Consider the following 24,344-nt stretch of genomic DNA (forward strand, 5'->3'; position numbering starts at 1 on the left):
GATGCAGATCACCATTCGTCACGCCGAACCGGCCGATGCTCCCGCCTTGCGGGATCTCTATGCCATGCCCAACGCCCAGGCAGGCACCCTGCAACTGCCGTATCCGACCCTGAGCGTCTGGCAGAAGCGGTTGGAGAACGGCAGCGTGGTGGCGCTGGTGGCCGAGGTCGACGGCCTGCTGGTGGGCCAGCTCTCGCTGCATATCGAGCCCAATCCCAGGCGCAAACACGTGGCCTGCATCGGCATGGGGGTGCGGGATGACTGGGCCGGCAAGGGCATCGGCTCGGCCCTGTTGGGGGCCGCGCTGGAGATGGCCGACAACTGGCTCAACCTGCAACGTGTCGAGCTCACCGTCTATACCGACAATCCGGGGGCGCAGGCGCTCTATCGCAAGTTCGGCTTCGTCGAGGAGGGGCTGGCCCGCGGCTTCGCCTTCCGGCAGGGTGAATACGTGGATGCCCTCTACATGGCGAGGATCCGGCCGTGATCGACTACCGCCGCCGGCTCATCCCTGTGCTGCGGGCGCTGGAGCGGGATCCCGATCTCTCCATCGAGGCGCTGGCGGACCGGGCCTGCCTCTCCCTCTACCATTTTCACCGGGTGTTCACCGCAGTGGCGGGCGAGGCGCCGGGGGAGATGTGTCGGCGGCTGCGCATGCAGCGGGCGGCCTGGCAGCTCTGCTACACGGACGCCAGCGTCACCGCCATCGCGCTGGGGGCGGGCCTTGCCAGTTCCCAGGCGTTCGCCAAGGCGTTTCGCCGCCATTACGGTTGCACCCCTGGCGAGTTTCGCCGCGACAAGCGCAAGAATGGACACCTGGAGAGCAAGGATGGACACGCATGGGAGGGTTCGTCCCCTTATGCTGAAGGTCATTCATCAGCAAGGAGCAACACCATGAAAACTGTCGAGATGGACGCCCGTACCCTGGCCTATATCCGGGTCACAGGCCCCTATGGCGAGGGGTATGACGCCGTCTGCGGCCGCCTGTATCAGTGGGCGGCCACCCGCGGACTCGAGCAAGGGGAGTGGATCTTCATCTACCACGACAACCCTGAGGTGACGCCACCGGCCCAGTGCCGCACCGATATCGGCGTCACTGTGCCTGCCCAGACCCGGGGCGAGGGGGAGGTGGAAACCCAGCTCATTCCCGCCGGGCGTTATGCCCAGTCCCGCTACCTCATCACGGATCGCAGCCAGTACGGGCCGCGCTGGCAAGAGCATGTGGGCGACATAGTCGCGGCCGGGCTGGAATTTGGCAGCGGCCCCTGTTTCGAGCTCTATCACAGCGTGAGCAACGATCCCCTGCGCGACGATGTCAGCTTCTGCTCCAGCGTGCGTTAGGCATCAATCAATGACAATGAAACGAGGCGCCCGTGGGCGCCTCGTTTCATGTGAGATGGGTGACGCTGTCTCGGCACAGCCGCCCCCGAAAGAGCAAGATGTCCGCCCGCATCAAGACTGGCTCGGCACCTTGTCCCGACGCGACTTCCACCACCAGCGCAGGCGGATCTGGGAGATCAACATGCCTGCCAGCATCAGGGCGCAGCCCACCATGGCGCGTTCATCCAGGGTCTCGCCGAGCAGCAGCACACCGCCGATGGCGGCGAAGACTGTCTCCAGGCTGAGGATGATGGCGGCGTGGGCCGGATGGGCGCCGCGCTGCCCCACCACCTGCAGCGTGTAGCCGATACCGACCGAGACCAGACCGGCATAGAGCAGCGCCTGCCAGCCCGCCACGGCGCCGCTCATGGTCGGCGTCTCCATGGTGAAGGCAACCCCCAGGCTGAGCAGGCCGCACACCAGGAACTGGACGCCGGCCAGGCGGATCGGCGCGACCCGGCTCGAGTAGTGATCCAGCACCAGCAGATGGATGGCCCAGAACAGGGCGCCGATCACCTGCAACAGGTCGCCGTAGCCTATGGTGAACTCCTCGGTCACGCTCAGGTAATAGAGCCCGGCCATGGCGATGAGGGCGCCGATCCAGGTGTTGGCGCCGGTCTTGTGACGCAGGGCCAGGCCGATGACGGGCACCAGTATGATGTAGAGGCCTGTGATGAAACCCGCCTTGGCGGCCGTGGTATAGAGCAGCCCCACCTGCTGCAGGGAGGCTGCGCTGAACAGCACGACACCGGCGAGCAGGCCCCCGGTCAGCAGCAGGCGGCGATCACAAGACTGACCGGTGGGCTGGCGTGACTTGAGCCACCACAGCAGCGGCAGCAGGGAGGCGGCACCGAGCAGAAAGCGCAGGCCGTTGAAGGTGTAAGGCCCCATGTGATCCATCCCCAGCCGCTGGGCGACGAAGCCCAGCCCCCAGATGGCGGCGGCCATCAGTAACATCATGTTCGAACGCATACGAATTCATCCCTGAAAAGGTGGCGGGCAGGCGCCCGTCCGCAAAGCTCCAGCCACCAAGATAACCGTGTGCGGGGGGATTTGTCTTTAGCTACTGGCAAGTCTGGCCAGCAGGGGAATGAGGGCGAGCAGCAAGAGGTTGCCGCGCAGGATCCAGATCACCCAGAACTGCTGCTGGATGGAGACCATGGGGGCCCGACCCTGGCGAAGGGAGCGGCGCCAGCGATAGAAGAGGCGGCTGGGGTAGCCAAAGCTGATGGCCATCACGAAGAACAGCAGCAGCTTGGTGCGATAGCCGGGGTTGGCGAGCAGCACGGCGGGCTCGTCGGGGTGGGCGAGCACCTGCAACACGCCCGTGATGAAGATGAGCAGCAGGGCCAGTGCCGCCAGGCCATCGGCCAGCAGCAGCTTGCGCACCTGCTCGATGGACATGCCACGCCGGAACAGAAAATACTCTGAGGTGATGGCCCCGGTCAGGGTGATCACGGCGCAATAGTGCAGCGCCATCAGCAGATCCGGGTTCAACATCCGTGTCGATTACCTCTTGTTGAGCACATAACCAGCTTCCTTTTGGACGCCATCCCGTGGTGCTGATATTCTGACACTACATCATGTCTGACGGTAGCAGGAGTCCGGGTTGGATAAGCGTGTTGTCTCCAAGAAAACCTGGTCCCTGGTTGCCCGGATGCGGCTGGGCTTGCTGCTGCTGTTCATTCCCGTGCTGATGCTGGGCGGCATCTACTATCTGCACATGGAACGCAGCCTGCAAAACGAGTTGCAGCAGCGTCTGCTCGCCACCAATCACCAGTTGCGCCACGTCTTCATCGAGCCCTATCTCCAGGAGATGGAACGGCAGTTTACGCTTATCTACGACCAAGTGAAGGTGGAAGATATCAGCGGCCCCCGCCTGTACAATACCGAGACCTATCTGAAGGAGTGGCGGCTCTACAAGGGGATGATGGCCGATCTCATCTACATCTATGTCGGCACGGCCGAGCGCCAGATGCTGATCTATCCCAAGTGGGAGGCGGATGCCAACTTCGATCCCAGGGTGCGCCCCTGGTATCAGCTGGCCAGCCAGCATCTGGGCAAGATAGTCTGGACCGAGCCCTACTACGACTACACCAATGGCAACCTGGTGATCGCCCTGGCGCGGGCCCTGACCGATACCAGCGGCAAGGTGCGGGGGGTGTTTGCGGTCGATGCCATCCTGGCGCCCTTCTCGGCCCAGCTGAACCGCCAGGCTGACAACGGGTACCAGATGATAGTCAACCAGTCCGGCAAGGTGCTGGTGCACCCGGATCCCGCCCAGTTGCTCAAGCCCATGACCCATCCCCAGTGGCTCTCCCGCTTCCAGCAGGGGGATGGCATCTTCCTGGACAAGGCCTCCCAGCTGTTCGTGGCCTACAGCAAGTTGCCTGAACGCAACTGGGTGCTCATCAGCGTGCAACCGGCGGCCAGCGTCCAGGCTGCGATCGACAGGGTCTCCCTCAATGTGCTGCTGATGGTGGCGCTGGCCTGCGTGCTCTATTTCGTGCTGGCACTGGTGTGGTCCCGCTATTTCCGCCGCATGCTCGACGAGATCTCCTCCATGATCCGGGCCAGCCGGACCCAACCCGATGACGTGCCCCAGGGCGGGATGCGTGAGCTCAAGGACGTCTACGCCGAGTTGGTCGAGGTGGGCAAGGATTATCACGAGGCGCGCCAGCAGGCCCATCTGGACAAGCTGACCGGCCTCTACAATCGCCGCTTCTTCGACGAACGCCTGACCCGGCTGTTGCTCGAACACCAGCCCTTCTGCCTGGCCATGGTCGATCTCGATGACTTCAAGCGGGTCAACGACAACTATGGCCACCAGACCGGGGATGTGGTGCTCAAGCGGGTGTCCAAGCTGGCCATGCGGCTGCTGGGGGATCATGGCTGGGTCTGCCGTTACGGCGGGGAGGAGCTGGTGGTGCTGATGGTCAACCCGGACACCCACTTCTGCCTGATGCTGATGGAGCAGTTTCGCAAGGGGGTGGAGTCACTGGACTGGCGCGAGCCTGGCCTCAGACTCACCTTGAGTGGCGGGCTGGTGGCCAGCCATGGGGTGACGCACGGCCAGACGCTGCTGGAGGTGGCCGATGCCGAGGTCTATCGTGCCAAGCGCGATGGCAAGAACCGCATCTACCTGGGCAAGCCGCAGGAACTGGTGGCCGGAGAGGGGAGCTTGCCAAAAGGCAGCCTGTTGAGCAACGAAGAGGCCTGAGGGCCTCTTCTTCATTCAGCCGACCAACTGCCAGTCCAGGGTGGGCCAGGCCTGCTCGACGGCGACCTGACGCAGGCCGGGAGCCGGATTGACCGCATGGGGATGGGTCACGGCCCGCAGCAGTGGCAGGTCGTTGTGGGAGTCGCTGTAACCGTGGCTCTCCTGCCAGAGGTTGTCATCCCCGGCGAAGAGCTGGTTGATGCGGGCCACCTTGCCTTCCCGAAAGCTGAGGGTGCCGCGAGTCTGGCCGGTCAGCATGCCCTCTTCCTCATCCAGCAGTATGGCGACGCAGTGATCCATCCCCAGCATCTGCGCCATGGGCGCCACCAGATGCTCGCCGGAGGCGGAGATCAGTACCAGCTCGTCACCGCGCTCCCTGTGCCACTCGATGCGTGCCAGCCCTTCCGGATAGATGCGCGCCCGCAGCACCTGCTCGGCGAAGTGCTGGCACTGCTGGCCGAGCCACTGGCGCGACTTGCCCGCCAGCGGCCGCAGGGTGAAGGCCATGTACTGATGCATGTCCATCTTGCCCTGATGGTAGAGGGACATCATGGCCTGCTCCTCGGCAATCATGTCCGCCGGGGCCAGCTCCTGGGCCACCATGTACTCCAGCCAGAGGCTGGCGGAATCCCCGGCAATCAGGGTCTCATCCAGATCAAACAGTGCCAGTGCCATGACGGCTCCTTGGGTTGGTGGCCGGCATCTTGATGCCGGCAGAAAACAGAATGGGATACATGGCCTTATGCTACCTCACACAGCTGATCCCGGGCCACCGCCAGAGTGACACTTGTGCCTGCCGGCAGCAGATCCCGGGCCGAGCGGTTGAGGCAGTCCACCGTCAAGAGCCCCGCCTCGCACGCCACCTGATAGCGGATGACGTTGCCGAGCAGCTGCTGCTGGCGAACGATGCCGGGCAGGCTGGGCTCGCTACTGGTCGCTCCTGCGGGCAGCAGTGTGATGGATTCGGGTCGCAGCGCCAGCTTGCCCTGAAAACGGGGGCCGAACAGGGACTTGCCCTGCTCTGCGTTCAGCAGGTTGTAGTTGCCGATAAAGCTCGCCACAAACTCGCTGGCGGGGCGGGTGTAGATCTGCTCAGGCGTGCCGCTCTGGACTATGGATCCCTTGTTCATCAGGAAGATCCGGTCCGACATGGTCAGCGCTTCTTCCTGATCGTGGGTGACGAAGATGGTGGTGAGCTCAAGGCGCTGCTGGATCTCGCGGATCTGCAAGCGCAGGCTGCGGCGGATGCGGGCATCGAGGGCCGAGAGCGGCTCGTCCAGCAACAGGATCCTTGGCCGTACCACCAGGGCGCGGGCCAGGGCGACTCGCTGGCGCTGGCCACCGGAGAGCTCGCTCGGATAGCGGCGCTCTAAGCCATCCAGCTCCACCAGACTCAAGGCCTCCTGCACGCTGGCCGCCAGCTCCCGTCCCGGCTGGGGCTTCATCTTGAGGCCGAAGGCCACGTTGTCCCACACCGTCATGTTGGGGAAAAGGGCATAGCTCTGGAACACCATGCCGATGCCCCGTTTCTGGGGCGCTTGCCAGGTGATCTCTTCGCCGGCCACCCGCACCTGACCGCCATCGACCGGGGTGAGCCCGGCCAGTGCCCGCAACAGGGTGGATTTGCCGCAGCCTGAGGGGCCGAGCAGGGTCACCAGTTCCCCCTTGCGGATGCCGAACTCTATCCCCTCGAACACCTTGGTCTCGCCGTAGGATTTGTGCAGTTGGGTTACTTCTAGATGGAACATATGGATCACCGATGGAATCTGTTTGCCGCCCAGGTGAGCAGCAGGGTCAGCAGGAAGTAGCTCATCACCAGCGCGCTGGTGAAGTGGCCCGAGGTGGCGCGCATGTTGTAGAGGTAGACCTGCAGTGTCTCGTAACGGGTGCCCACCAGCATGTTGGCAAACACGAACTCCCCGAGCAGGAAGGAAAGCGACAGGAACAGCGCCGCCAGCAGCCCCTTGCGCAGGCAGGGGATCACCACCAGCGCGAAGGCGCGGGCACTGCTGGCCCCCAGCAGGTGGGCGGCATCCATCAGATCTTTCAGCGGTACACCCTGTAGGCTGTTGGCCAGCGCCCGGTACATGAAGGGCAGCACGACTGTGAACCAGGTGCCGATCAGGATCCAGGGCGTGCCGACTATGGGCAGCGGACCGTCGGCGTAGATCTGCAGCAGCCCCACAGAGGAGACCACGGGCGGCACCGCGAAGGGGAGCAGGATCAGCAGGTTCATCCAGGGATCCAGCCTGGGGAAGTAGTAGGCCACCACCAGCACGGTCGGCACCAGCACTAGCGTTCCCAGCAGCAGGGTCGCGAAACAGACCAGCAGGCTTCGGCCAAACGCCGCGAGAAAGCGCGGGTCGCCCCACAGCTGCAGATACCAGTCGAGAGTGAAGCCGTCCGGCAGCAGGGTCGCCCCCCAGCGGGTGGAGATCGAATAGAGAAAGGTGGCCAGCAGCGGCAGCAGCAGGGTGGCGACCAGCGCCCCCAGCACCCACCTTGGCCAGCGCGGTGTCAGGTCATGCATCTTGTCGTCTCCCGCCATGATGTGGGCCAACTGCACCCAGCTTGTTCGATCCAGAACAGGGTGTCAGGTCATGCATGGGATTGCCCCTTGTTCACATAGCTCTTCTTCAGCAGCCACTGGTTGGCGGCCGTCACCACTCCCAGCAGCACCATCAGGATCACCGCCAGCGCCGCCGCCAGATTGGGTTCGAGGAAGATATCGCCTGAGACCAGGCTGGCCACGCGTATGGTCACCAGGTTGAAGTTGCCCGTGGTGAGGGCGTAGGCGGAGGCATAGGCTCCCACCGCGTTGGCAAACAGGATGATCAGAGTGCCGAGCAGGGCGGGAGTGAGCACAGGCAGCGCCACGTGCCACACATATTGTCTCTTGCTGGCGCCCAGCAGGGCGGCGGCCTGGGGCCAGTCATCCTGCAAGGCATCGAACGCCGGATAGAGCAGCAGCAAGGCGAGCGGGATCTGGAAATAGGTGTAGATGAGGATGAGGCCCGACCCCGAGTAGAGGTTTAAGCCGTCTATCCAGCCCCAGGATTTGAGCAGCAGTGTGACGGCGCCGTTGATGCCGAGAATGATGATGAAGGCGAACGCCAGGGGCACGCCGCTGAAGTTGCTGGTCATGGTGACAAAGGCCAGCAGCAGCCGCTTCACCCGCTCGCCGCTGTGGCGCAGCGCAGCGGCGCCCAGGGTGCCGATGACGAGCCCCGCCAGGCTGGCGATGCCGGCGATGCGCAGCGAGTTGGTGAAGGATTGCAGGTAGAAGGGGGAGCCCAAAATTTCCCGGTAATGGTCGATGCCCCAGCCATCGGGGGTCTGGAAGCTGCCCACCAGCACCCACACCATGGGGGCGAGCTGGAACAACATCATCAGCAGGATAAAGGGGAGCAGCACCATGGCCGGCAGCCAGTGGTGGCGGGCTCCGTGCAGGATCTTCACGGGTTGATCCGCCGTGATCCTCGTGGTGGCAGGCATCATCAGTGCACCTCGCGCATAAAGGCCGCCTTGAGCAGCTGTGGTGCGGCTGGCTTGTCGTGGGGAATGCCCAGCAAGTCGGCCATCAGGGCGCAGAGCTGGGTCTGGGCGATCGTCGCGCCCTCCGGCCACTGGGCCACAAAGGCATCGCCAAACAGCCAGAGTGGCACGCTGCGCTCTTCCGGCAGGGTGCCGCCGTGGCTCAAGTCATTGTTCATGCCGTGATCCGAGGTGATCACCACCTGATACCCTTCTGCCAGACACTGGGGCAGCAGATCGGCCAGCAGGCTGTCCATGCGGCGCGCCTGGTTGCGGTACTGGCGGGAATCCAGGCCAAACTTGTGGCCCGCATCGTCCACCCCCATGGGATGGATCAGCAGAAAATCTGGGTCATGCTGGGTTCGCAGCCACTCGCCATCCATCAGCAGATGGCTGTCGGGGTAGTTGTCATCCCAGTAGAAGCAGGCGTGCTGGATCGGCAACTGCTCGTCATGGGTGTAACGATCCCGCAGCGCCAGCCAGGGGCTGCGGTTGTAGAGTTCGCTTACCCAGTGATAGGCAGCGGCGGCGGTGCTTTTGCCCGCGGCCCGGGCGAGATGGAAGATGGATTCATGCTGGCTCAGGCGACTCACCCCGTTGTGGGTGATGCCGCTGGCCACCGGCGGTACGCCGGTCAGGATGCACTCGTAGAGGGGCCGGGAGAGGGAGGGCAGGGCGCAGCTCAGGGTCTTATACAGGCCGCGCTCTGCCTCCACCATGCCTGTGAGGTAGCCCATGCAATGGGCTACCTCGGCAGACAGGCCATCCACAAGTACCACTATCACCTTGTGTTGCACTGGCACTCCTTACTGCATGTTGATCATGACGGTTTCCTGCCACTGGCGCGGCAGGGCCTTGGAGCTCTGCTCCCAGGCGGCATGGTCGCTGACCGGCTTGGCATTGGCGTACTGCTCGGCGGGCAACAGCTTGGCCTTGACGTCGTCCGGCAGCACCACATTGCTGCGGATGGGGCGGGCATAGCCACGGGCCAGGTTGATCTGACCGGCATCGGAGAGGATGTATTCCCGCGCCAGCTTGGCGGCGTTGGGGTTCTTGGCCCACTTGTTGATGATGGTGGTGTAACCGGCGATGACGGAGCCGTCGCTCGGGATCACCACATCAAACTTCTTGGGGTCTATCTTGTCGCGGTAGTTCAGCGCGTTGAAGTCCCACAGCACGCCCACTTCCACCTCGCCCTTCTCGATATTGGCGATGGAGGGGTCGTTCAGCGACAGGCGACCCTGCTTGGCCAGCTGGCCGAACAATTCCAAGGCGGGCTTGAGATTCTTCTCGCTGCCGCCGGTGGCATAGGCCGCCGCCAGCACGCCGTTGTTGGCCTGGGAGGCCACGCCCACGTCACCCAGAGTCACCTTGTAGTCGCCGCCCAGCAGGGATTGCCAGCTGGTGGGGGCGGCCTTGACCAGATCCTTGTTGATCAGGAAGGCGATGGTGCCGGTATAGGCCAGCATCCAGTGGCCGTCCGCATCCTTGGCCCAGTTCGGAATGTCTGCCCAGGTGGAGGGCTTGTAGGGCTGCGTGACCCCCTGCTTGACCGCGACCGGGCCGAAGGCACCGCCCACGTCGCCTATGTCGGCGGTGGCGTTGGCCTTCTCGGCGGCGAACTTGGCGATCTCCTGGGCCGAGCTCATGTCGGTATCCTGATGCTTGATGCCGTAGATGTTGCCCAGCTGCTGCCAGGTGTCCTTCCAGTTGGCCCAGCTGTCGGGCATGCCTATGCTGCTGAGCTGGCCTTCACCGCGGGCGGCTTTCTCAAGATCCGCGATGTTCTCGGCGGCAAACAGTGGCTGACTGATGGCCACCAGGGCCAGTGCACTTGCGATCACGCTTTTCATCATCCCATCCCTCTGGACTAGGTCAGTTAAGGTTCGAGAGGGATGCTAGAGGGGAAATATGACGGTGGCGGGGCGCTTTGATGGCAGTTTGATGACAATCGCCCTGTCACGGCACTGTCATCCACAGCGGTTACAACTCAGGGCCGACAGCCGCTGGTCTACTCCAGACGGACGCAAACCGGAATGACCGACAGGGATGTGACAGTGACAGAGCGATTGAGCGAACAGGGTGTGGCCGCTGGCCGCAGCCCCTCCAAGTGCGAACAGATTTGCCAGACCCTGCGCCGCTATATCGGCAGCGGCCAGCTGGGGGCGGGGCAACAGCTGCCCGCCGAACGGGCCTTGAGCGAGCGTTTCGCCACCACCCGCATCACCATCAAGGAGGCGCTCTCCAGTCTGGAGGCGGACGGCCTCATCTACCGGGCCGAGCGGCGCGGCTGGTTCGTGGCGCCGCCCCGGCTCACCTACGACCCCGCCATCCACACCCATTTTCACCAGTGGATCGGCGAGCAGCAGCGCATTGCCGAGACCCGGGTGCTGGCCCACGGCAGTGCGCTTGCCAGCAGCGAGTTGTGCCGCTGGATGGGGCTGGCGCCCTTTACCCCGCTCTACGAGATCCGCCGCCAGCGATTGATCGACGGTCGACCCGTGCTCCACGTCAGCCACCACCTGCTGGCCAGCCGCTTCCCCGATATCGCCAGCGCGCCGCTGGCCAGCTCACTCACCGAGCTCTATCAGCAGCACTATGGCATAGGCCAGGGCGGTGCCAGCCTGGAGATCACCCCCTCGGCGGCGCGGGGCGCCATAGCCCGCGCCCTCAATCTGGCGGAAGGGAGCGCAGTGCTGCGGCTGGTGCGGGTCAACTATGACGAGCGAGGGGGGCTGGTGGATTGCGATATCGAGCATTGGCGGCCGGATGCCATACGAATTCATCTCGACACCCGGGCGCTGTCGCCTGCATTCAGCCCCCCCAAATATCCCCATATGGCGGAGTCACAATGAATCAGCACGCACTGGCGGGCACAGTGGCGACAGGTATCTGCCGGGATATGCGGGCGCTGCGGCCAATGGCTGCAAGACGGTCTGAATTGCCGCTATCGAGCTGACCAAAGCAGACGGATCCCGCAGGATCCGTCGGGATCAGTTGTCGATATTGGGGATCAGGTCATCGAAGCTCTGGTAGCCGCAGTCCGCCAGCTGCAGCGACATAGTGTAGGTCTTGCTGCCCTCCCGCTGGCCGATGGCGGGGCGGTTGAGCTTGAGCTCCTGGTGCCAGTACTCCTTCATCCGCTCGATCAGCGCCATGGCCTCGCTCTCGCCCAGATGGAGCTGGCACAGCGCCATGTAGTTGTTGGACTTGTGCATGTTCTCCACCAGATAGTCCCCCAGCACTGACATGGCCTGGCGCGCCTGCTGGCGGGCGAAGCGGCTGTGCTGCTCGAAGCTGATGCGCTCGCTGATGAGGAAGTGGTAGCTGTTGTCTATGCCGAGTTGCAAGATGCCGAGCTTCTCCAGCTTGCGCAGGTAGAGATAGCAGGAGGCATCGGTCAGGCCGTACTCCCGCTTCAGGTCGATCAGCGTCTTGTCGCGCCAGAAGATGTTGGCGAGAAAGGCGTAGAGCCCCGGCTCCTTGTGGAATGCCTCGTCCTGCTCCTGGGTGAAGACGGCGCGGCGGCTCTGGGCATCCTGGGTGCGGTCCAGCAGCTCCTCGAACGAGAGCCCCACCAGGTGGCAGATTTCCAGCAGGGTATCGAACGGCAGCGAGGGTTTGTTCATCATCCGCTTGACGGTGGCGATGGAGACCCCCATGGCTTCTGCCAGGGTCTGATAGCGGATCCCCTTGTCGGTCAGGGTCTTCTTCAGGGTGTCGAGAATATTGTTGGCCAGGGTCTGGCTGTAGGTCATGCAACTATTCCTTTATCTGCATCTTTATGTTGTGTCAGAAACTGGGTTCTTTTTTAGTTATGGGCTCAGATACTGACACTTAAAAAAACCAGAGGAAATAAACCCGTCGTAATCGGTTGAAATGGCCAGACCAGTCAAGGGTGAAGGTTGCAGATAGTGATACTCTGCGGTGCATATCCTTCAACCATTCAACATTTTGCTGGTGGCGCATAAAACATCGCGCATAATTCAAAACGAATCGGATTCAAGACCTTCCTGGTTGAGAAATCGATTGTTTGCTTCCAATTTAAGGGTTTTTTAAACCGCAAGGTTTTTATTCTTTCCTGGCATTGAGCGGAACTCGCAAGAGGTCCGCTTTTTTCTTTTCCCCGAATTTGCGCCCGCCGTCAAGCGAAGGCGATCGCCGCCTCCATCCGTCATGCTTAAGGCTTCCCGGCCTCACTCCCCCTTGCAGGGAAACAGCTTGGGGATCTCCCGCACCAGCCAGCTCTTGGCCTTGCCCATGGTATCGCGCCGCCAGGCCAGTACGACCTGGATCTGGTGACGATACTCGGGGCTGATCACCTTGAGGCGGCCCGCCTTGATGTCCTCCTCTATCCAGCTCAGCGGCATGGTGCCGACGCCTATCCCCGCCAGCAGGGCATCGCGTTTCTCCGCCATGGTACTGACGGTGAGACGCGGCTGCTTGTCGAGCAGGCGATAGGTGAGCACCGGCTTGCGCAGCGCAGAGTCCGCCACTGCGATGGCGCGGTAGCGGCGCAGCGTCTCGTCCGCCAGGGGCTCGGGCTCCTGATGCAGCGGGTGATCCGGGTGGGCGACGTAGAGCATCACCTCCTCCTGCAGTGCCTGATGCTTGATGCCGGTCAGCATGATGTCGGGGTTGAGGGAGGAGATGAGCAGGTCGGCCCGGCCATCTTCCAGACACTCCCAGCTGCCCGCCAGCACCTCGGCGCGAAACCTGAGCCGGGTATCCGTCAGCTCGGCCAGCCGTTCGACCAGGGGATAGAGCGCCTGCAACGGCACCAGGGCATCGACGGCTATGGTGATGTCTGTCTCCCAGCCACGGGCCAGCGCCCGGGTCTCGCCCACCAGATGCTCGGCCGCCTCCAGCAGCACCCGGCCCCGCTCCAGCAGCATGCGGCCGGCCGGGGTGAACTTGGTTCTGTGGCCGCTGCGGTCGAACAGCATGGCGTCCAGCTCGTCTTCCAGCTTCTGAACCGTGTAGCTCAGCGCCGAGGGGACCTTGCCCAGCTCGTCTGCGGCCGCCGCGAAGCTGCCACGGCGATCGATGGCGTCCAGCACCCGGATGGCTTCCAGGGTCAGCGCCCGTTCCTTGTTCGATTCCTTGGCCATTTCATACCTTCAATTTTTTTGAACATGTTTGCCAGTTTATCTCGCTAACAACTTAGGCCAAGTGTCTTTAATATTCAATCAACGCTTAGGCAGGAAGGCCAAGCGGCCAAATAAACAGTAGTTCCGGGCTGGGGCATCACAAAGAGTGATGTCTGATGTCGGTAAAAGAACAACACACTATTTGAATAACCTCTTGCATGGATGCATTGATTCTGGCCGAACCGGCCTTGGCAATGACATAAAAACCAAGAGAGTGAATGAACATGAAAAACGTAATCAAGATGCTGGCCGTTGCAGGCCTGATGACAGCCGGCTTTGCTCAGGCTTCCGTCCCCGCTGACCTCAACGCCGCCCCGGGTGTGCTGTTCGTCAACTGGCATGCGACCGCCGCGGTGGAAGGCAAGGGCAACCCCATGCTGGAAGTGCGTGACGAGTCTGGCGACCTGGTTGCCTCCGTCCATGCCAACCTGATGGGCAGCCAGCAGGTACAGATCCCGAGCCGCACCCAGGGCAACCTGACCGTGAGCCTGGGTGAGCAGAGCAGCGACTACCGCATTCCGTTCGGCATCGGTAGCGGCAAGCAGCGTTAATCAACCGTATCGGTACGTGAGGAGCACACCATGATGAAATTGAGAGCCGCAGAAGCGCGCGGCAAGGCCAACTTCGGCTGGCTGGATGCGCGCCACAGCTTTTCCTTCGGGCACTACTACGACCCGGACTGGATGGGGCATTCGGTGCTGCGGGTCATCAATCAGGATCTGGTTGCACCGGGTGGCGGATTCGCCACTCACCCTCACGCCAACATGGAGATCCTGACCTGCGTGCTGCAAGGCACCATAGAGCACAAGGACAGCCTCGGCCACGCCGAGCAGATCCCGGCAGGGGATTTCCAGCTGATGAGCGCAGGGTCCGGCATCCGGCACAGCGAGTACAACCCCTCGCAGACCGAGCCGCTCTCCCTGTTGCAAATCTGGATCGAGCCGAACGAACACGGCACGACCCCCGGCTATCAGCAGAAGAAGATTGAAGCCAATCCGGGCATGACGCTGGTGGCGTCACCGGATGGCGAAGCGGGATCCTTCAGGATCCGCCAGCAGGCCCGCGTATGGCGGTTGCAGCTTGAACCCGGTGAGAGCCTCGCCTGGGAGCTGGCCGGCCGACACGGTTACCTGCAGATGATTTCAGGGGAGCTGACCGCCAACGGTCTGGCTGCCCGACCCGGCGACGGGGTACTCAGTCGTGATGAACCCAAATGGGATCTGGTGGCAATGAGTGCCAGCCAAGCCCTGTTATTTGACCTACCCTGAAGCAGTCAGCGGTGATTTGACATACAACGAGGAGTTTGAAATGGACAAGATGAAAGATGTGGCACTGCTGGTGGGTCGCGTACTGCTGGCACTGATGTTTGTGATTGCAGGCTGGGGCAAGATCGGCGGCTATGCCGGTACCCAGGGTTACATGGAAGCCATGGGCGTGCCCGGATTTATTCTGCCACTGGTGATCCTGCTGGAGCTGGGTGGTGGCCTCGCCATCATGCTGGGTCTGTTCAGCCGCAGCATCTCTGTGCTGATGGCCGGTTTCACCCTGATGGCCGCCTTTATTTTCCACTATCAGCCTGCGGATCAGATGCAGATGCTGATGTTCATGAAGAACGTCTCCGTGGCCGGTGGTTTCCTGGCCCTGGCGGCGGCCGGTGCAGGGGCCTTCAGTCTGGATGCCCGCCTCGGCAAGAACTGGTAATACCCGGATAGTGAGAGTTTTCCAACGCCTTTTGGCCGGTGCAGCAGCACCGGCTTTTTTATGCCCGCCATTGACCCTTTTCCACCCTGCATGATGGCGACGTGATCTGCGGCAACAAGCGCCTTTTGCATCTTACCCCCCGATCCCCGACAATCCCATTTCGTGTGAAGTGACGGGAATGACTCACCTTTTCTCGCACCCACCCCTCATTTGAATTGGCGGGAGTCGTCCATGTTTACCCTCTACCACTCCAATCAGCTGGATCTGCTCAAGGAGCTGCTGGTGAGCCGCATCCGGCAGGCTCCTCTCTCTCACCCCTTCGATCGGGAGCAGATCCTGGTGCAGAGTCCGGGCATGGCCCAGTGGCTCAAGCTGGAGCTGGCCAAGGCCTTCGGCATCGCCGCCAATATCGACTTCCCGCTGCCTGCCAGCTTTATCTGGGATATGTTCACCCGGGTGCTGGCGGACGTGCCGCGCCAGAGCCCCTACAACAAGGGCGCCATGAGCTGGCAGCTGATGACCATTTTGCCCGCCCTGCTGGGCAGGCCCGCCTTCGCACCGCTCGCTGCCTATCTGGGCGGTGGGAGTGACGAGGAGTCTGCCAGGGATCCCGAACAGGTGCGGCTGTGGCAGCTCTGCCAGAAGGTAGCGGATCTGTTCGACCAGTATCTGGTCTACCGGTCGGACTGGATCGCCCGCTGGGAAGAGGGGGAGGGACTTGTCGGAACAGGGAGTCAGGAGCTGGCCGGGGTGAGCGGTCAGGATTGGCAGCCCGAACTGTGGCGCGAGCTGGTGGCCCGCACCCTGGCGCTGAGCCCCAGCGGCTACCACAGAGCCAACCTCTACGAGGAGTTTATCCACGAGCTGGCGCGCACCGCCACGCTGCCGAGCAAGCTGCCGCAGCGGGTGTTCGTGTTCGGCATCTCGGCGTTGCCGCCGCGCTATGTGGAGGCGCTGCTGGCCCTAGGCAGCCGACCCGAGGTGGAGGTGCACCTGTTCGTCACCAACCCCTGCCGCTACTACTGGGGCGATCTGCTGGACAGGAAAACCCTGGCGCGCCTCGAGAACAAGCTCAAGCCCGGCACGGATATCGAGACCCTGCAGGGCCCCGCCAACCCGCTGCTTGCCTCCATGGGCAAGCTGGGGCGCGACTATCTGCATCAGCTGATGGAGCTGGAGGTGCCGCAAATCGAGGCCTTCGTCGATATCGACGAGCTGGATGCCAAAGGCAATGTCAGCCTGCTGCGCGCCATCCAGAAGGATGTGCTGGAGCTGGCCGAACGGGGGGCGGGGCAGTTCGATCTCGACGCCAGCCACCACAAGAGCCCGATCGATCCGGCGGATGGATCCTTGCAGATCCACGCCTGTCACGGCCCGATGCGGGAACTCGAGGTGCTGCACGACCGGCTGCTGGCGCTGTTCGAGCAGGACCCGTCCCTCAACCCGAAAGACGTAGTGGTGATGATGCCGGACGTGAACAGCTACGGCCCCTACATTCAGGCGGTGTTCGGTGCGCGCGGCCAGATCCCCTTCGCGGTATCGGATCGGGCGGCCAGCCAGGAGAGCCCGCTGCTGCAAAGCTTCCTCGCCCTGCTCAAGCTGCCCAACGCCCGCTTCGGCGCCGGCGAGCTGCTGGCCATTCTCGAGGTGCCCGCCGTGCTGCGTCGCTTCGAGCTGGATGATGACGAGTTCAACCAGCTGAGGGTCTGGGTGCAGGAGACCGGCATCCGCTGGGGGCTGGACGATGGTTATCCCGCCCGTTTCGATCTGCCGCCCATGTCCGGCAACAGCTGGCTGTTCGGCCTGCGCCGCATGCTGCTCGGTTTTGCCATGGGGGATGGCGAGCCGGTGGCGGGCATCTTGCCCTGTGCCGACAGTATGGGGGGGCAGCAGGGGCCCTTGGCCAGCATATTGCCCTATGCAGAGATCGAGGGTCAGCAGGGGCTGGCGCTCGGCAAGCTCGCCTGGTTCGTCGACTCGCTGGCCGAATTCCTGCCCCGGCTGCAACAGGCGCAGCCGCTGGCACAGTGGAATGCCTGCCTGCTGGCGCTGCTGGAGCGCTTCTATCTGGCCGACGAGGAGGAAGAGCGTCAGCTCCAGCTCATTCGCAGCCAGCTGGCCGACTGGCAGACCCAGCTCGGCGAGGCTCGCTTCGATCAGCCCATTACCGCCGATCTGCTGCAGGATTACCTCGGCAGCGTGCTGGGGGAGTCCCGCTCCAGCCAGCGCTTCCTCGCCGGTCAGGTCAACTTCTGCACCCTGATGCCGATGCGCTCCATTCCCTTCAAACAGGTCTGCCTGCTCGGCATGAACGACGGCGTCTACCCGCGCACTTTGGCCCCCATGGGCTTCGATCTGATGGCAGTGGCTTCGCGGCGCGGGGATCGCTCCCGCCGCGATGACGACCGCTACCTCTTCCTCGAGGCGCTGCTCAGCGCCCAGCAGGGGCTCTACATCAGCTATCAGGGCTTCAGCGCCCAGGACAACAGCGACAAGGTGCCATCCGTCTTGTTGGCCGAGCTGATCGACTATGTGCGTCAGGGTTTCGTGCTGGCGGGGGATGAGAGCCTCGACGACGAGACCTCCGGCAAGCGGCTGCTCAAGCACCTGATGGTGCCGCACCCGCTCACCCCCTACAGCCGCCACTACTTCCATCCCGAGCCGGGGTCGCGGCTGTTCACCTATGCCGCCGACTGGCTGCCCGCCCTCAATCCGGTGCGCGGCGCCGCCAACTTCCAGAGCGGCGAGCTGCCGCTGCCCCCCGAATGGGGCAAGGAGCAGGGGCTGGAGCTGGCCGAGTTGCTGCGCTTCTATCGTCAACCCACCAAGTATTTCCTCAACCGCCGCCTCAAGGTGTGGTTCGAGTTGAACGAAGCCAACATAGAGGACAGCGAGCCGTTCGAGCTGGACGGTCTGCAAAATTATCAGCTTAAAGACCTGCTGCTCGGTGCTCATCTGGTGGAGGGAGACAGTGCCGTGCGTCGCGAGCGGTTGCAGCTCACAGGCCTGCTGCCGCAAGGCTGGTTCGGCAGCCTGCTGCTGGACGATCTGGATGCCGAGATGGGCAAGCTGGCGGAGCGCCTGCGCCCCTGGGTCAGTGAAAAACAGGCGGTGGAGATCGATATCTCGCTGGCTCAGGGTCAGCTGCAGGGGTGGATCGACACTCAGAAGGGACGCTTGCTGGTGGTGAAACCCGGCAGCTTCAACGGCAAGGATCTGCTGCTTGGCTGGATCCAGCACCTCTGCCTCTGCCTGAGCAGTGCCCCCGGCGACACCCTGCTGTTCGATGCCAAGCAGAGTCTGCGGCTGCCCAAGCTCTCGGCCGACGAGGCGCGCCCCAGACTGGCGGCCCTGGTGGCGCTCTGGGCCCAGGGGATGAAGCGGCCGCTGCCGTTTTTCCCCAACACCGCCTGGGATTGGCTCAAGGCGATGGAGAAGGATCCGGACAAGCCGGAGGCAGCCGACAAGGCGGCCCTCACCCGCTTCAACGGCGGCTACATGGTCAATGGCGAAGGGGAGGACGTTTATGTCGCCCGCTGTTTCCCCGAACTGGATGAGGCCGTGCTGGCCCAGTTGCAGGCGCTGGCCCGCGAACACCTGACCCCGCTGCACCAGACCCTGGAGGAGTTGCAATAATGGCTAACCCGCTCAATACCCTGCGTTTTCCCCTCCATGGTGAACGACTGATCGAAGCCTCCGCCGGCACCGGCAAGACCTACACCATAGCCGGTCTCTACCTGCGCCTGCTGCTGGGCCACGGCCCGATTATTGAACAAGACAGTGGCGAAGAGGGGGCCGATGCCGGTCAGCCCAGCGCCCACGAGCGGCCGCTGTCGGTGACCGAGATCCTGGTGGTGACCTTTACCGAAGCGGCCACCGCCGAGCTGCGGGGGCGGATCCGCGCCCGCATCCACGAGGCGCGCCTCGCCTTTATGCGCGGGCAAAGCCGCGATGATCTGCTGGCCCAGCTGCTGGTGGAGGTGGAGGATCATGAGCTGGCGGCCCGCCGCCTGCTGGCCGCCGAGCGGCAGATGGACGAGGCGGCGGTGTTCACCATCCACGGCTTCTGCCAGCGGATGCTCAAGCAGAACGCCTTCGAGTCGGGCGCCCTGTTCGAGACAGAATTTTTGACCGACGACAGCCAGCTCAGGCTGCAGGCGGTGAGCGACTACTGGCGCGCCGAGTTCTATCCGGTGGACAAGACCCTGGCCGGCTCGGTGCGCGCGCTCTGGCCTAGCCCCGCCGCCCTGCTGCGGGAGATGAGCAGCTGGCTCGACAACAGCGAGCTGGAGATCCACCCGGCCTTGGGGGACGAGACGCTGGCAGTCCGCCATCAGGCGGCCATGGCCCGCATCGATGCGGTGAAAGATGCCTGGCTGGCGCAGATGGACGAGATTCGCCGCCAGACAGAGGGGCAGATGAAGCTCTATACCGGCAAGAATTACGAAGGCTGGCTCGCCAAGATCAGCGACTGGGCGCAGGACGAGGGGAGCGGCTATGCGCTGCCCAAGGATCTCGAGCGCTTCGGCCAGGAGACACTGGAAGCCAAGTTGAACAAGGGGAAGGCGCCACCGACTCTGCCGCTGTTCAGTCAGATCGATGCGCTGCTGGCGAGCCGCCCCGGTATTCGGGATCTCATCCTGCAACGGGCCGCCAAAGTGGTGCGCAGCCGGATGCAGGCGAGCAAGCGGCAGGCCCACCAGCTCTCGTTCGATGACCTGCTCAAAGACCTCGACGGGGCGCTCGGATCCAGTCTTGGCGAGCGGCTCTGCGAGCGCATTCGCGCCACCTATCGGGTGGCGATGATAGATGAATTCCAGGATACAGACCCCCAGCAGTACCGTATCTTCCACCGTCTCTACGGCGGTCACAAAGACACGGCGCTCTTGATGATCGGTGACCCCAAGCAGGCCATCTACGGCTTTCGCGGCGCCGACATCTTTACCTACATTCAGGCGCGGCGAAATGTGAGCGCCCACTACACCCTGGGGCGCAACTGGCGCTCCAGCAGTGCGCTGGTGGGGGCGGTCAACGGCCTGTTCGAGCGGGCCAAGGATCCCTTTATCTACGAGGCGGATATCCCCTTCCTGCCGGTGGAGGCGCAGGGCAAGAGCAAGGCGCTGCTGCTGGATGGCGCCACTGCCCCCGTGCTCCACTGCTGGCAGCTGACCGGCCAGCCCACCTTCAATCGGGGGGATTACCAGAGCAAGATGGCCCGCGCCACGGCCGCCGAGATCCACCGCCTGCTGGCCCTGGCCCGCGAGGGCAAGGCGCAGATAGGCGACAAGGCGGTGAAGGCGGGGGATATCGCCGTGCTGGTGCGTACCGGCAGCGAAGGCAAGCTGGTGCAGCAGGAGCTGGCGCGGCTCGCCATCGCCTCCGTCTATCTGTCGAACCGCGAGAGCGTGCTGGAGCAGGTGGAGGCGCGGGAGATACTGCTGATCCTGCACGCCTGCCAGAACCCGAGCGAAGAGCGCAGCCTGCGGGCGGCGCTGGCGACCGGCCTGTTCGACCTCGACGCCAGGGCGCTGGACGCGCTGGCCTCGGACGAGCGGGCGTGGGAGAGCGCGGTGCAGGAGTTTATGGAGTACCGCAAGATCTGGCACCGCCGCGGTGTGCTGGCCATGTTGCGGGCCCTACTGCACAGGCGCAATCTCGCCTCCTCCCTGCTGGCGAGCCCCTACGGCGAGCGGCGGCTGACCAACTTCCTCCATCTCGGTGAGCTGCTGCAACAGGTGAGCAGCGAGCTGGATGGGGAATACGCCCTGCTGCGCTGGCTGGGGGAGGCGGTGAGCCGCCCCAACGGGCAGGATGCTGAGCAAGTACTGCGCCTCGAATCCGAGCGCAAGCTGGTGCAGATAGTCACCATCCACAAATCCAAGGGGCTGGAGTACCCGCTGGTATTCCTGCCCTTCATCTGCAGCCACAGAACTGCCGAGACCCCGCTCTATCACGAGGCGGACGAGGGGGGCAATCGCACCATACTCGACTTGACCGGCGCCGAGGGATCCTTGGCGGAAGCGGACAAGGAGCGCCTCGCCGAAGATTTGCGGCTGCTTTATGTGGCGCTGACCCGGGGCGTCTACGCCACCTGGCTGGGGCTGGCCCCGGTGCGCTCGGGCAACGGCAAGTCGGAGAAGACGGAGCTGCACCACACCGCCATCGGCTACCTGCTGCAAAAGGGGGAAGAGGGGGATGCCGAAACCCTGGCGACCGCCCTCACCGAGCTGGCGCAGGCGCTGCCCGGGGTGGTGGTCTGTGAGCCCTCGCTCACCCGTCCGGCCCCGCTGCCGCCTGAAGAGGAGCAGCTGGGCGAGCCGCAGGTGCGCCGCTTTACCGGTTCCCTCGAACGGGATTGGTGGATCAGCTCCTACTCCGGGCTGGCGGCGCAAGGAAATGGTCACAGCAAGGGCGTGCTGGCCAATCCCGGCTTCGATGACGAGGTAGTGACCGAGGCGGTGAGCGCGGCCTTGCTGGCCGAATCGGAGGAGGCGCCTGAGCCCTCCATCTTCACCTTCCCGAAAGGGGCGCGCCCCGGCACCCTGCTGCACAGCCTGTTCGAGACCATCGACTTCCAGAGCGCGGGCGGCGAGTCGCTGGCGCACCATATCGCCAGCCTGCTGGTGCAGGATGGCTTCGACGAGAGCTGGGCCCCCGTGTTGCAACAGCAGGTCGAAGCTGTGCTGGATACCCCGCTGGATACCGGCTTTGGTGATCCGGTGCGGCTGCGGGATCTGGCCCCCGAGCGCAAGCAGGTGGAGCTGGAGTTCTTCCTGCCCATGGGGCGGGTGACGGCACCTGCGCTGACCGCGCTCTGCCAGCAGCACGACCCTCTGTCGCGGGGCAACAAGCCGCTCAGCTTTGCCACAGTGCAGGGGATGCTCAAGGGCTTTATCGACCTGGTGTTCGAGTGGCAGGGGCGCTGGTATCTGCTCGACTACAAATCAAACCACCTCGGCATGAGCCCGACCGATTACAGCCGTCCGGCGCTGGAGCGGGCGATGACCGAGCACCGCTACGACCTGCAATACCAGCTCTACTCGCTGGCGCTGCACCGCCTGCTTAGCCTGCGCCTGCCGGGCTACGACTTCGAGCAGCATTTTGGCGGTGTCTTCTATCTGTTCCTGCGCGGTATGCCGCAAGGGGGCATTTTCCACACCCGCCCCAGTCGTGAGCTGGTGCTGGGGCTGGATCGGTTGTTTAGCGAAGGCAGTGAGCCGCCAGCAGCGGGATCCCACGTATTGAACGAGGTAGAGGCATGAGCGACACCATGATCAGCATAGCGACCAGCGCCATCATGATCGAACGGTTGAAAGCACTGGCGCTGACGGGACGCATTCGCCAGCTGGATCTGCAATTTGCCAAGCTGGTGGCCGATCTTGGCGGCAGCCCCGAGCTGGTGCTGGGGGCGGCGCTCGCCTGCTTCGAGCTGGGGCGCGGCCATGTCTGTTTGCCGCTGGAGATGCTGGCAGCAGGATCCTTGCGGCCGTTCGGGCTGGATCCTCAGCAGAGCCGGGATCTGCTGCTGGATCTGGCGGGTCCGGCCCGCTGGCCCGCCCTGTTTGCGGCCAGCCCGCTCGTTGGCACCGAGCAAGATGACGGGGTCACCCCGCGCTGGCCGTTGCGGCTCTGGCACGGGCGCCTCTACCTCACCCGCTATCACGACCACGAGCGGGGGGTGGCCCGCCATCTGCGCGCTTTGAGTGAGTGCGCCGAGTGGCCGGAGATCGCCCCGGCCCTGTCGCGGCTGTTTGCCCGCGACTACGGGCTTGTGTTCGGGGTGCTGCTGAAAGCCCGCCTTACCCCCGACTTCTCGGCCCGCCACTTTATCGAGAAGTACCTGGATCTGGTGTTCCCGCACGAGGTGGATTGGCCCGCCATAGAGGCGCTGCTGACCAGCGCCCAGGCGGCGAGCGACTTGAGCAAGCTGGATACGCTGGTGCCCGAGGCGCTCTGCTGCAACGGCCAGAAGCTGGCGGCGGCCACGGCGGCGGCGCGCCCCTTTGCGGTCATCTCCGGCGGCCCCGGCACCGGCAAGACCACTACGGTTGCCAAGCTCCTGGCCATTCTGGTGGAAACCGGCCTGCAAGCAGGCAAGGCGCCGGCGATCCGGCTGGTGGCCCCCACCGGCAAGGCGGCGGCGCGCCTGACCGAGAGTATCGGCTCTGCCCTGCAGGCCCTCGATCTGCCCCCCGAGTGGGTGGAGGCGATCCCCACCGAGGCGGGCACCCTGCACCGGCTGCTCGGGGTGATCCCGGGGCGCAGCCAGTTCCGCCACCACGCGGGCAACCCGCTGCACCTGGATCTGCTGGTGGTGGATGAGGCCTCCATGGTCGACTTGCCCATGATGGCGCGCCTGCTCGATGCGCTGCCAAGCCACGCCCGCCTGATCCTGCTCGGCGACAAGGATCAGCTCGCCTCGGTGGAGGCGGGGGCCGTGCTCGGCGATATCTGCAGCTTTATCGAACAGGGCATCAGCCCGGCGCAGGCGGATTGGCTCTCCCGCCAGACCGGCTACCGTTTGCAGGGCACGCCCGCTGGGGCACCCGTGCGTGACAGCCTCTGTTTGCTTTCCAAGAGCTGGCGCTTTGATCAGCATTCGGGCATAGGCCAGCTGGCGCGCGCCTGCAACAGCGGCGATGCCACTGCGGTGGAAGCTGTCTGGGGCATGGGCTTTAGGGATATCAGCCTGCACCCCTGGGCCGGGGAGGCCTACGAGGCCCTGATTGCCCAGGGAGTGGCCGGTTACGGCAGCTATCTGAAGGCGGCCCGCGCGGGGGAAGATCCCGCCGCCGTGTTCAAGGCATTCAACAGCTTCCAGATCCTCTGCGCTCTGCGCGACGGTCCCTTCGGGGTGCTGGGGCTCAACGAGCGACTGGAACTGGCCCTGGCACGGGCTGGCCTCATCGCCCGCGACGGCGACTGGTATGTGGGCCGCCCCGTGATGGTGGTGCGCAACGACCACGGGGTCGGCCTCTACAACGGCGATATGGGGCTCTGCCTGCCCGATGAAAGCGGGCGGCTCAAGGTATGGTTTGAGCAGCCGGACGGCACCTTGCGCGCGCTCTTGCCCAGCCGGCTGCCGCCCCACGAGACCGTCTACGCCATGACCATCCACAAATCCCAGGGCTCGGAGTTTGCCCATACAGTGCTGGTGCTGCCCGACAGCCCCAGCCCGCTGCTGACCCGTGAGCTGGTCTATACCGGCATCACCCGCGCCAAGGCGCGACTCGATCTCTACGGCGATCGCGCCCTGCTGGCACAAGCGGTGCGGAAAAAGACCGAACGTTATTCCGGATTGGCGGAGAGGTTGGGGATATATTCCTAGATTATCCATAACCTTTTTAGATATAGTTGAA

Annotated in this window: 20 protein-coding genes; 10 read left to right on the plus strand and 10 right to left on the minus strand. The window is 63.8% G+C overall.

The window, feature by feature from the left end:
* Nucleotide 1 precedes the first annotated feature (1 nt).
* Nucleotides 2–487 carry a GNAT family N-acetyltransferase gene (locus tag BN1118_RS10845; RefSeq protein WP_043556093.1) on the plus strand — a complete coding sequence of 162 codons (486 nt, stop codon included), beginning with the start codon at nt 2–4 and terminating at the stop codon, nt 485–487.
* Nucleotides 484–1,341, plus strand: coding sequence for an AraC family transcriptional regulator (locus tag BN1118_RS10850; protein ID WP_043556037.1), 858 nt, complete (start codon nt 484–486; stop codon nt 1,339–1,341). The genes BN1118_RS10845 and BN1118_RS10850 overlap by 4 nt, the downstream gene beginning before the upstream one ends.
* 111 nt (nt 1,342–1,452) lie before the next feature.
* On the opposite strand, the gene BN1118_RS10855 is transcribed toward BN1118_RS10850, so the two are convergent.
* Together BN1118_RS10855 and BN1118_RS10860 are read right to left on the minus strand one after the other, a co-directional pair.
* A complete protein-coding gene (locus tag BN1118_RS10855) occupies nt 1,453–2,352 on the minus strand; it encodes a DMT family transporter (RefSeq protein ID WP_043556038.1) in 900 nt (299 codons plus the stop codon).
* 87 nt (nt 2,353–2,439) lie between these two features.
* On the minus strand, nt 2,440–2,880 hold the full coding sequence (locus tag BN1118_RS10860) for a DUF2214 family protein (RefSeq protein WP_043556040.1): 441 nt from the start codon (nt 2,878–2,880) through the stop codon (nt 2,440–2,442).
* Nucleotides 2,881–2,989: 109 nt separating this feature from the next.
* On the opposite strand from BN1118_RS10860, the gene BN1118_RS10865 reads away from it, so the two are divergent.
* A complete protein-coding gene (locus tag BN1118_RS10865; protein ID WP_043556041.1) occupies nt 2,990–4,600 on the plus strand; it encodes a sensor domain-containing diguanylate cyclase in 1,611 nt (536 codons plus the stop codon).
* Nucleotides 4,601–4,615: 15 nt separating this feature from the next.
* On the opposite strand, the gene BN1118_RS10870 is transcribed toward BN1118_RS10865, so the two are convergent.
* The 6 genes from BN1118_RS10870 to BN1118_RS10895 all read right to left on the minus strand — a co-directional run bounded on the left by BN1118_RS10870 (nt 4,616) and on the right by BN1118_RS10895 (nt 9,987).
* Complete coding sequence (locus BN1118_RS10870; RefSeq protein WP_043556043.1) at nt 4,616–5,275, minus strand: HAD family hydrolase; 660 nt, start codon at nt 5,273–5,275, stop codon at nt 4,616–4,618.
* Nucleotides 5,276–5,340: 65 nt separating this feature from the next.
* A complete protein-coding gene (locus BN1118_RS10875; protein WP_043556044.1) occupies nt 5,341–6,348 on the minus strand; it encodes an ABC transporter ATP-binding protein in 1,008 nt (335 codons plus the stop codon).
* 5 nt (nt 6,349–6,353) lie between these two features.
* Nucleotides 6,354–7,130: an ABC transporter permease gene (locus BN1118_RS10880; protein WP_043141478.1), complete on the minus strand. Its 777-nt coding sequence runs from the start codon at nt 7,128–7,130 to the stop codon at nt 6,354–6,356.
* Between the two features lie 68 nt (nt 7,131–7,198).
* A complete protein-coding gene (locus BN1118_RS10885; protein WP_043556045.1) occupies nt 7,199–8,098 on the minus strand; it encodes an ABC transporter permease in 900 nt (299 codons plus the stop codon).
* Nucleotides 8,098–8,931 carry an alkaline phosphatase family protein gene (locus BN1118_RS10890; protein WP_043556047.1) on the minus strand — a complete coding sequence of 278 codons (834 nt, stop codon included), beginning with the start codon at nt 8,929–8,931 and terminating at the stop codon, nt 8,098–8,100. Before BN1118_RS10890 ends, BN1118_RS10885 begins: the two co-directional genes overlap by 1 nt.
* Before the next feature lie 9 nt (nt 8,932–8,940).
* Complete coding sequence (locus BN1118_RS10895) at nt 8,941–9,987, minus strand: ABC transporter substrate-binding protein (RefSeq protein ID WP_043141471.1); 1,047 nt, start codon at nt 9,985–9,987, stop codon at nt 8,941–8,943.
* 183 nt (nt 9,988–10,170) lie between these two features.
* Between BN1118_RS10895 and BN1118_RS10900 the strand changes: the two genes are divergently transcribed.
* Nucleotides 10,171–10,989: a UTRA domain-containing protein gene (locus BN1118_RS10900; RefSeq protein WP_043556048.1), complete on the plus strand. Its 819-nt coding sequence runs from the start codon at nt 10,171–10,173 to the stop codon at nt 10,987–10,989.
* 138 nt (nt 10,990–11,127) lie between these two features.
* Here the strand turns inward: BN1118_RS10900 and BN1118_RS10905 are convergent, their stop codons facing one another.
* Nucleotides 11,128–11,892, minus strand: a complete 765-nt coding sequence (locus BN1118_RS10905; RefSeq protein WP_043556049.1) for a helix-turn-helix domain-containing protein — start codon at nt 11,890–11,892, stop codon at nt 11,128–11,130.
* Between the two features lie 438 nt (nt 11,893–12,330).
* On the minus strand, nt 12,331–13,245 hold the full coding sequence (locus BN1118_RS10910; protein WP_043556051.1) for a LysR family transcriptional regulator: 915 nt from the start codon (nt 13,243–13,245) through the stop codon (nt 12,331–12,333).
* A 257-nt stretch (nt 13,246–13,502) separates the two neighbouring features.
* On the opposite strand from BN1118_RS10910, the gene BN1118_RS10915 reads away from it, so the two are divergent.
* The 6 genes from BN1118_RS10915 (at nt 13,503) to recD (ending at nt 24,313) form a co-directional block, all read left to right on the plus strand.
* Entirely contained in the window at nt 13,503–13,835 is a 333-nt protein-coding gene (locus BN1118_RS10915) for a hypothetical protein (RefSeq protein WP_011707661.1), read from the plus strand.
* A 30-nt stretch (nt 13,836–13,865) separates the two neighbouring features.
* Entirely contained in the window at nt 13,866–14,552 is a 687-nt protein-coding gene (locus tag BN1118_RS10920) for a pirin family protein (protein WP_043556052.1), read from the plus strand.
* 40 nt (nt 14,553–14,592) lie between these two features.
* The gene (locus tag BN1118_RS10925; RefSeq protein ID WP_043141457.1) at nt 14,593–14,985 is read left to right on the plus strand and encodes a DoxX family protein; all 393 of its coding nucleotides are present in this window, start codon (nt 14,593–14,595) and stop codon (nt 14,983–14,985) included.
* A gap of 231 nt (nt 14,986–15,216) precedes the next feature.
* Nucleotides 15,217–18,621: an exodeoxyribonuclease V subunit gamma gene (gene recC, locus BN1118_RS10930; protein ID WP_043556054.1), complete on the plus strand. Its 3,405-nt coding sequence runs from the start codon at nt 15,217–15,219 to the stop codon at nt 18,619–18,621.
* Nucleotides 18,621–22,247, plus strand: coding sequence for an exodeoxyribonuclease V subunit beta (recB, locus tag BN1118_RS10935; RefSeq protein WP_043556055.1), 3,627 nt, complete (start codon nt 18,621–18,623; stop codon nt 22,245–22,247). The genes recC and recB overlap by 1 nt, the downstream gene beginning before the upstream one ends.
* The gene (recD, locus tag BN1118_RS10940) at nt 22,244–24,313 is read left to right on the plus strand and encodes an exodeoxyribonuclease V subunit alpha (protein WP_043556057.1); all 2,070 of its coding nucleotides are present in this window, start codon (nt 22,244–22,246) and stop codon (nt 24,311–24,313) included. Before recB ends, recD begins: the two co-directional genes overlap by 4 nt.
* The last annotated feature ends 31 nt before the right edge of the window (nt 24,314–24,344 follow it).

This window comes from Aeromonas bestiarum (assembly GCF_000819745.1).
GTDB lineage: Bacteria > Pseudomonadota > Gammaproteobacteria > Enterobacterales > Aeromonadaceae > Aeromonas > Aeromonas bestiarum.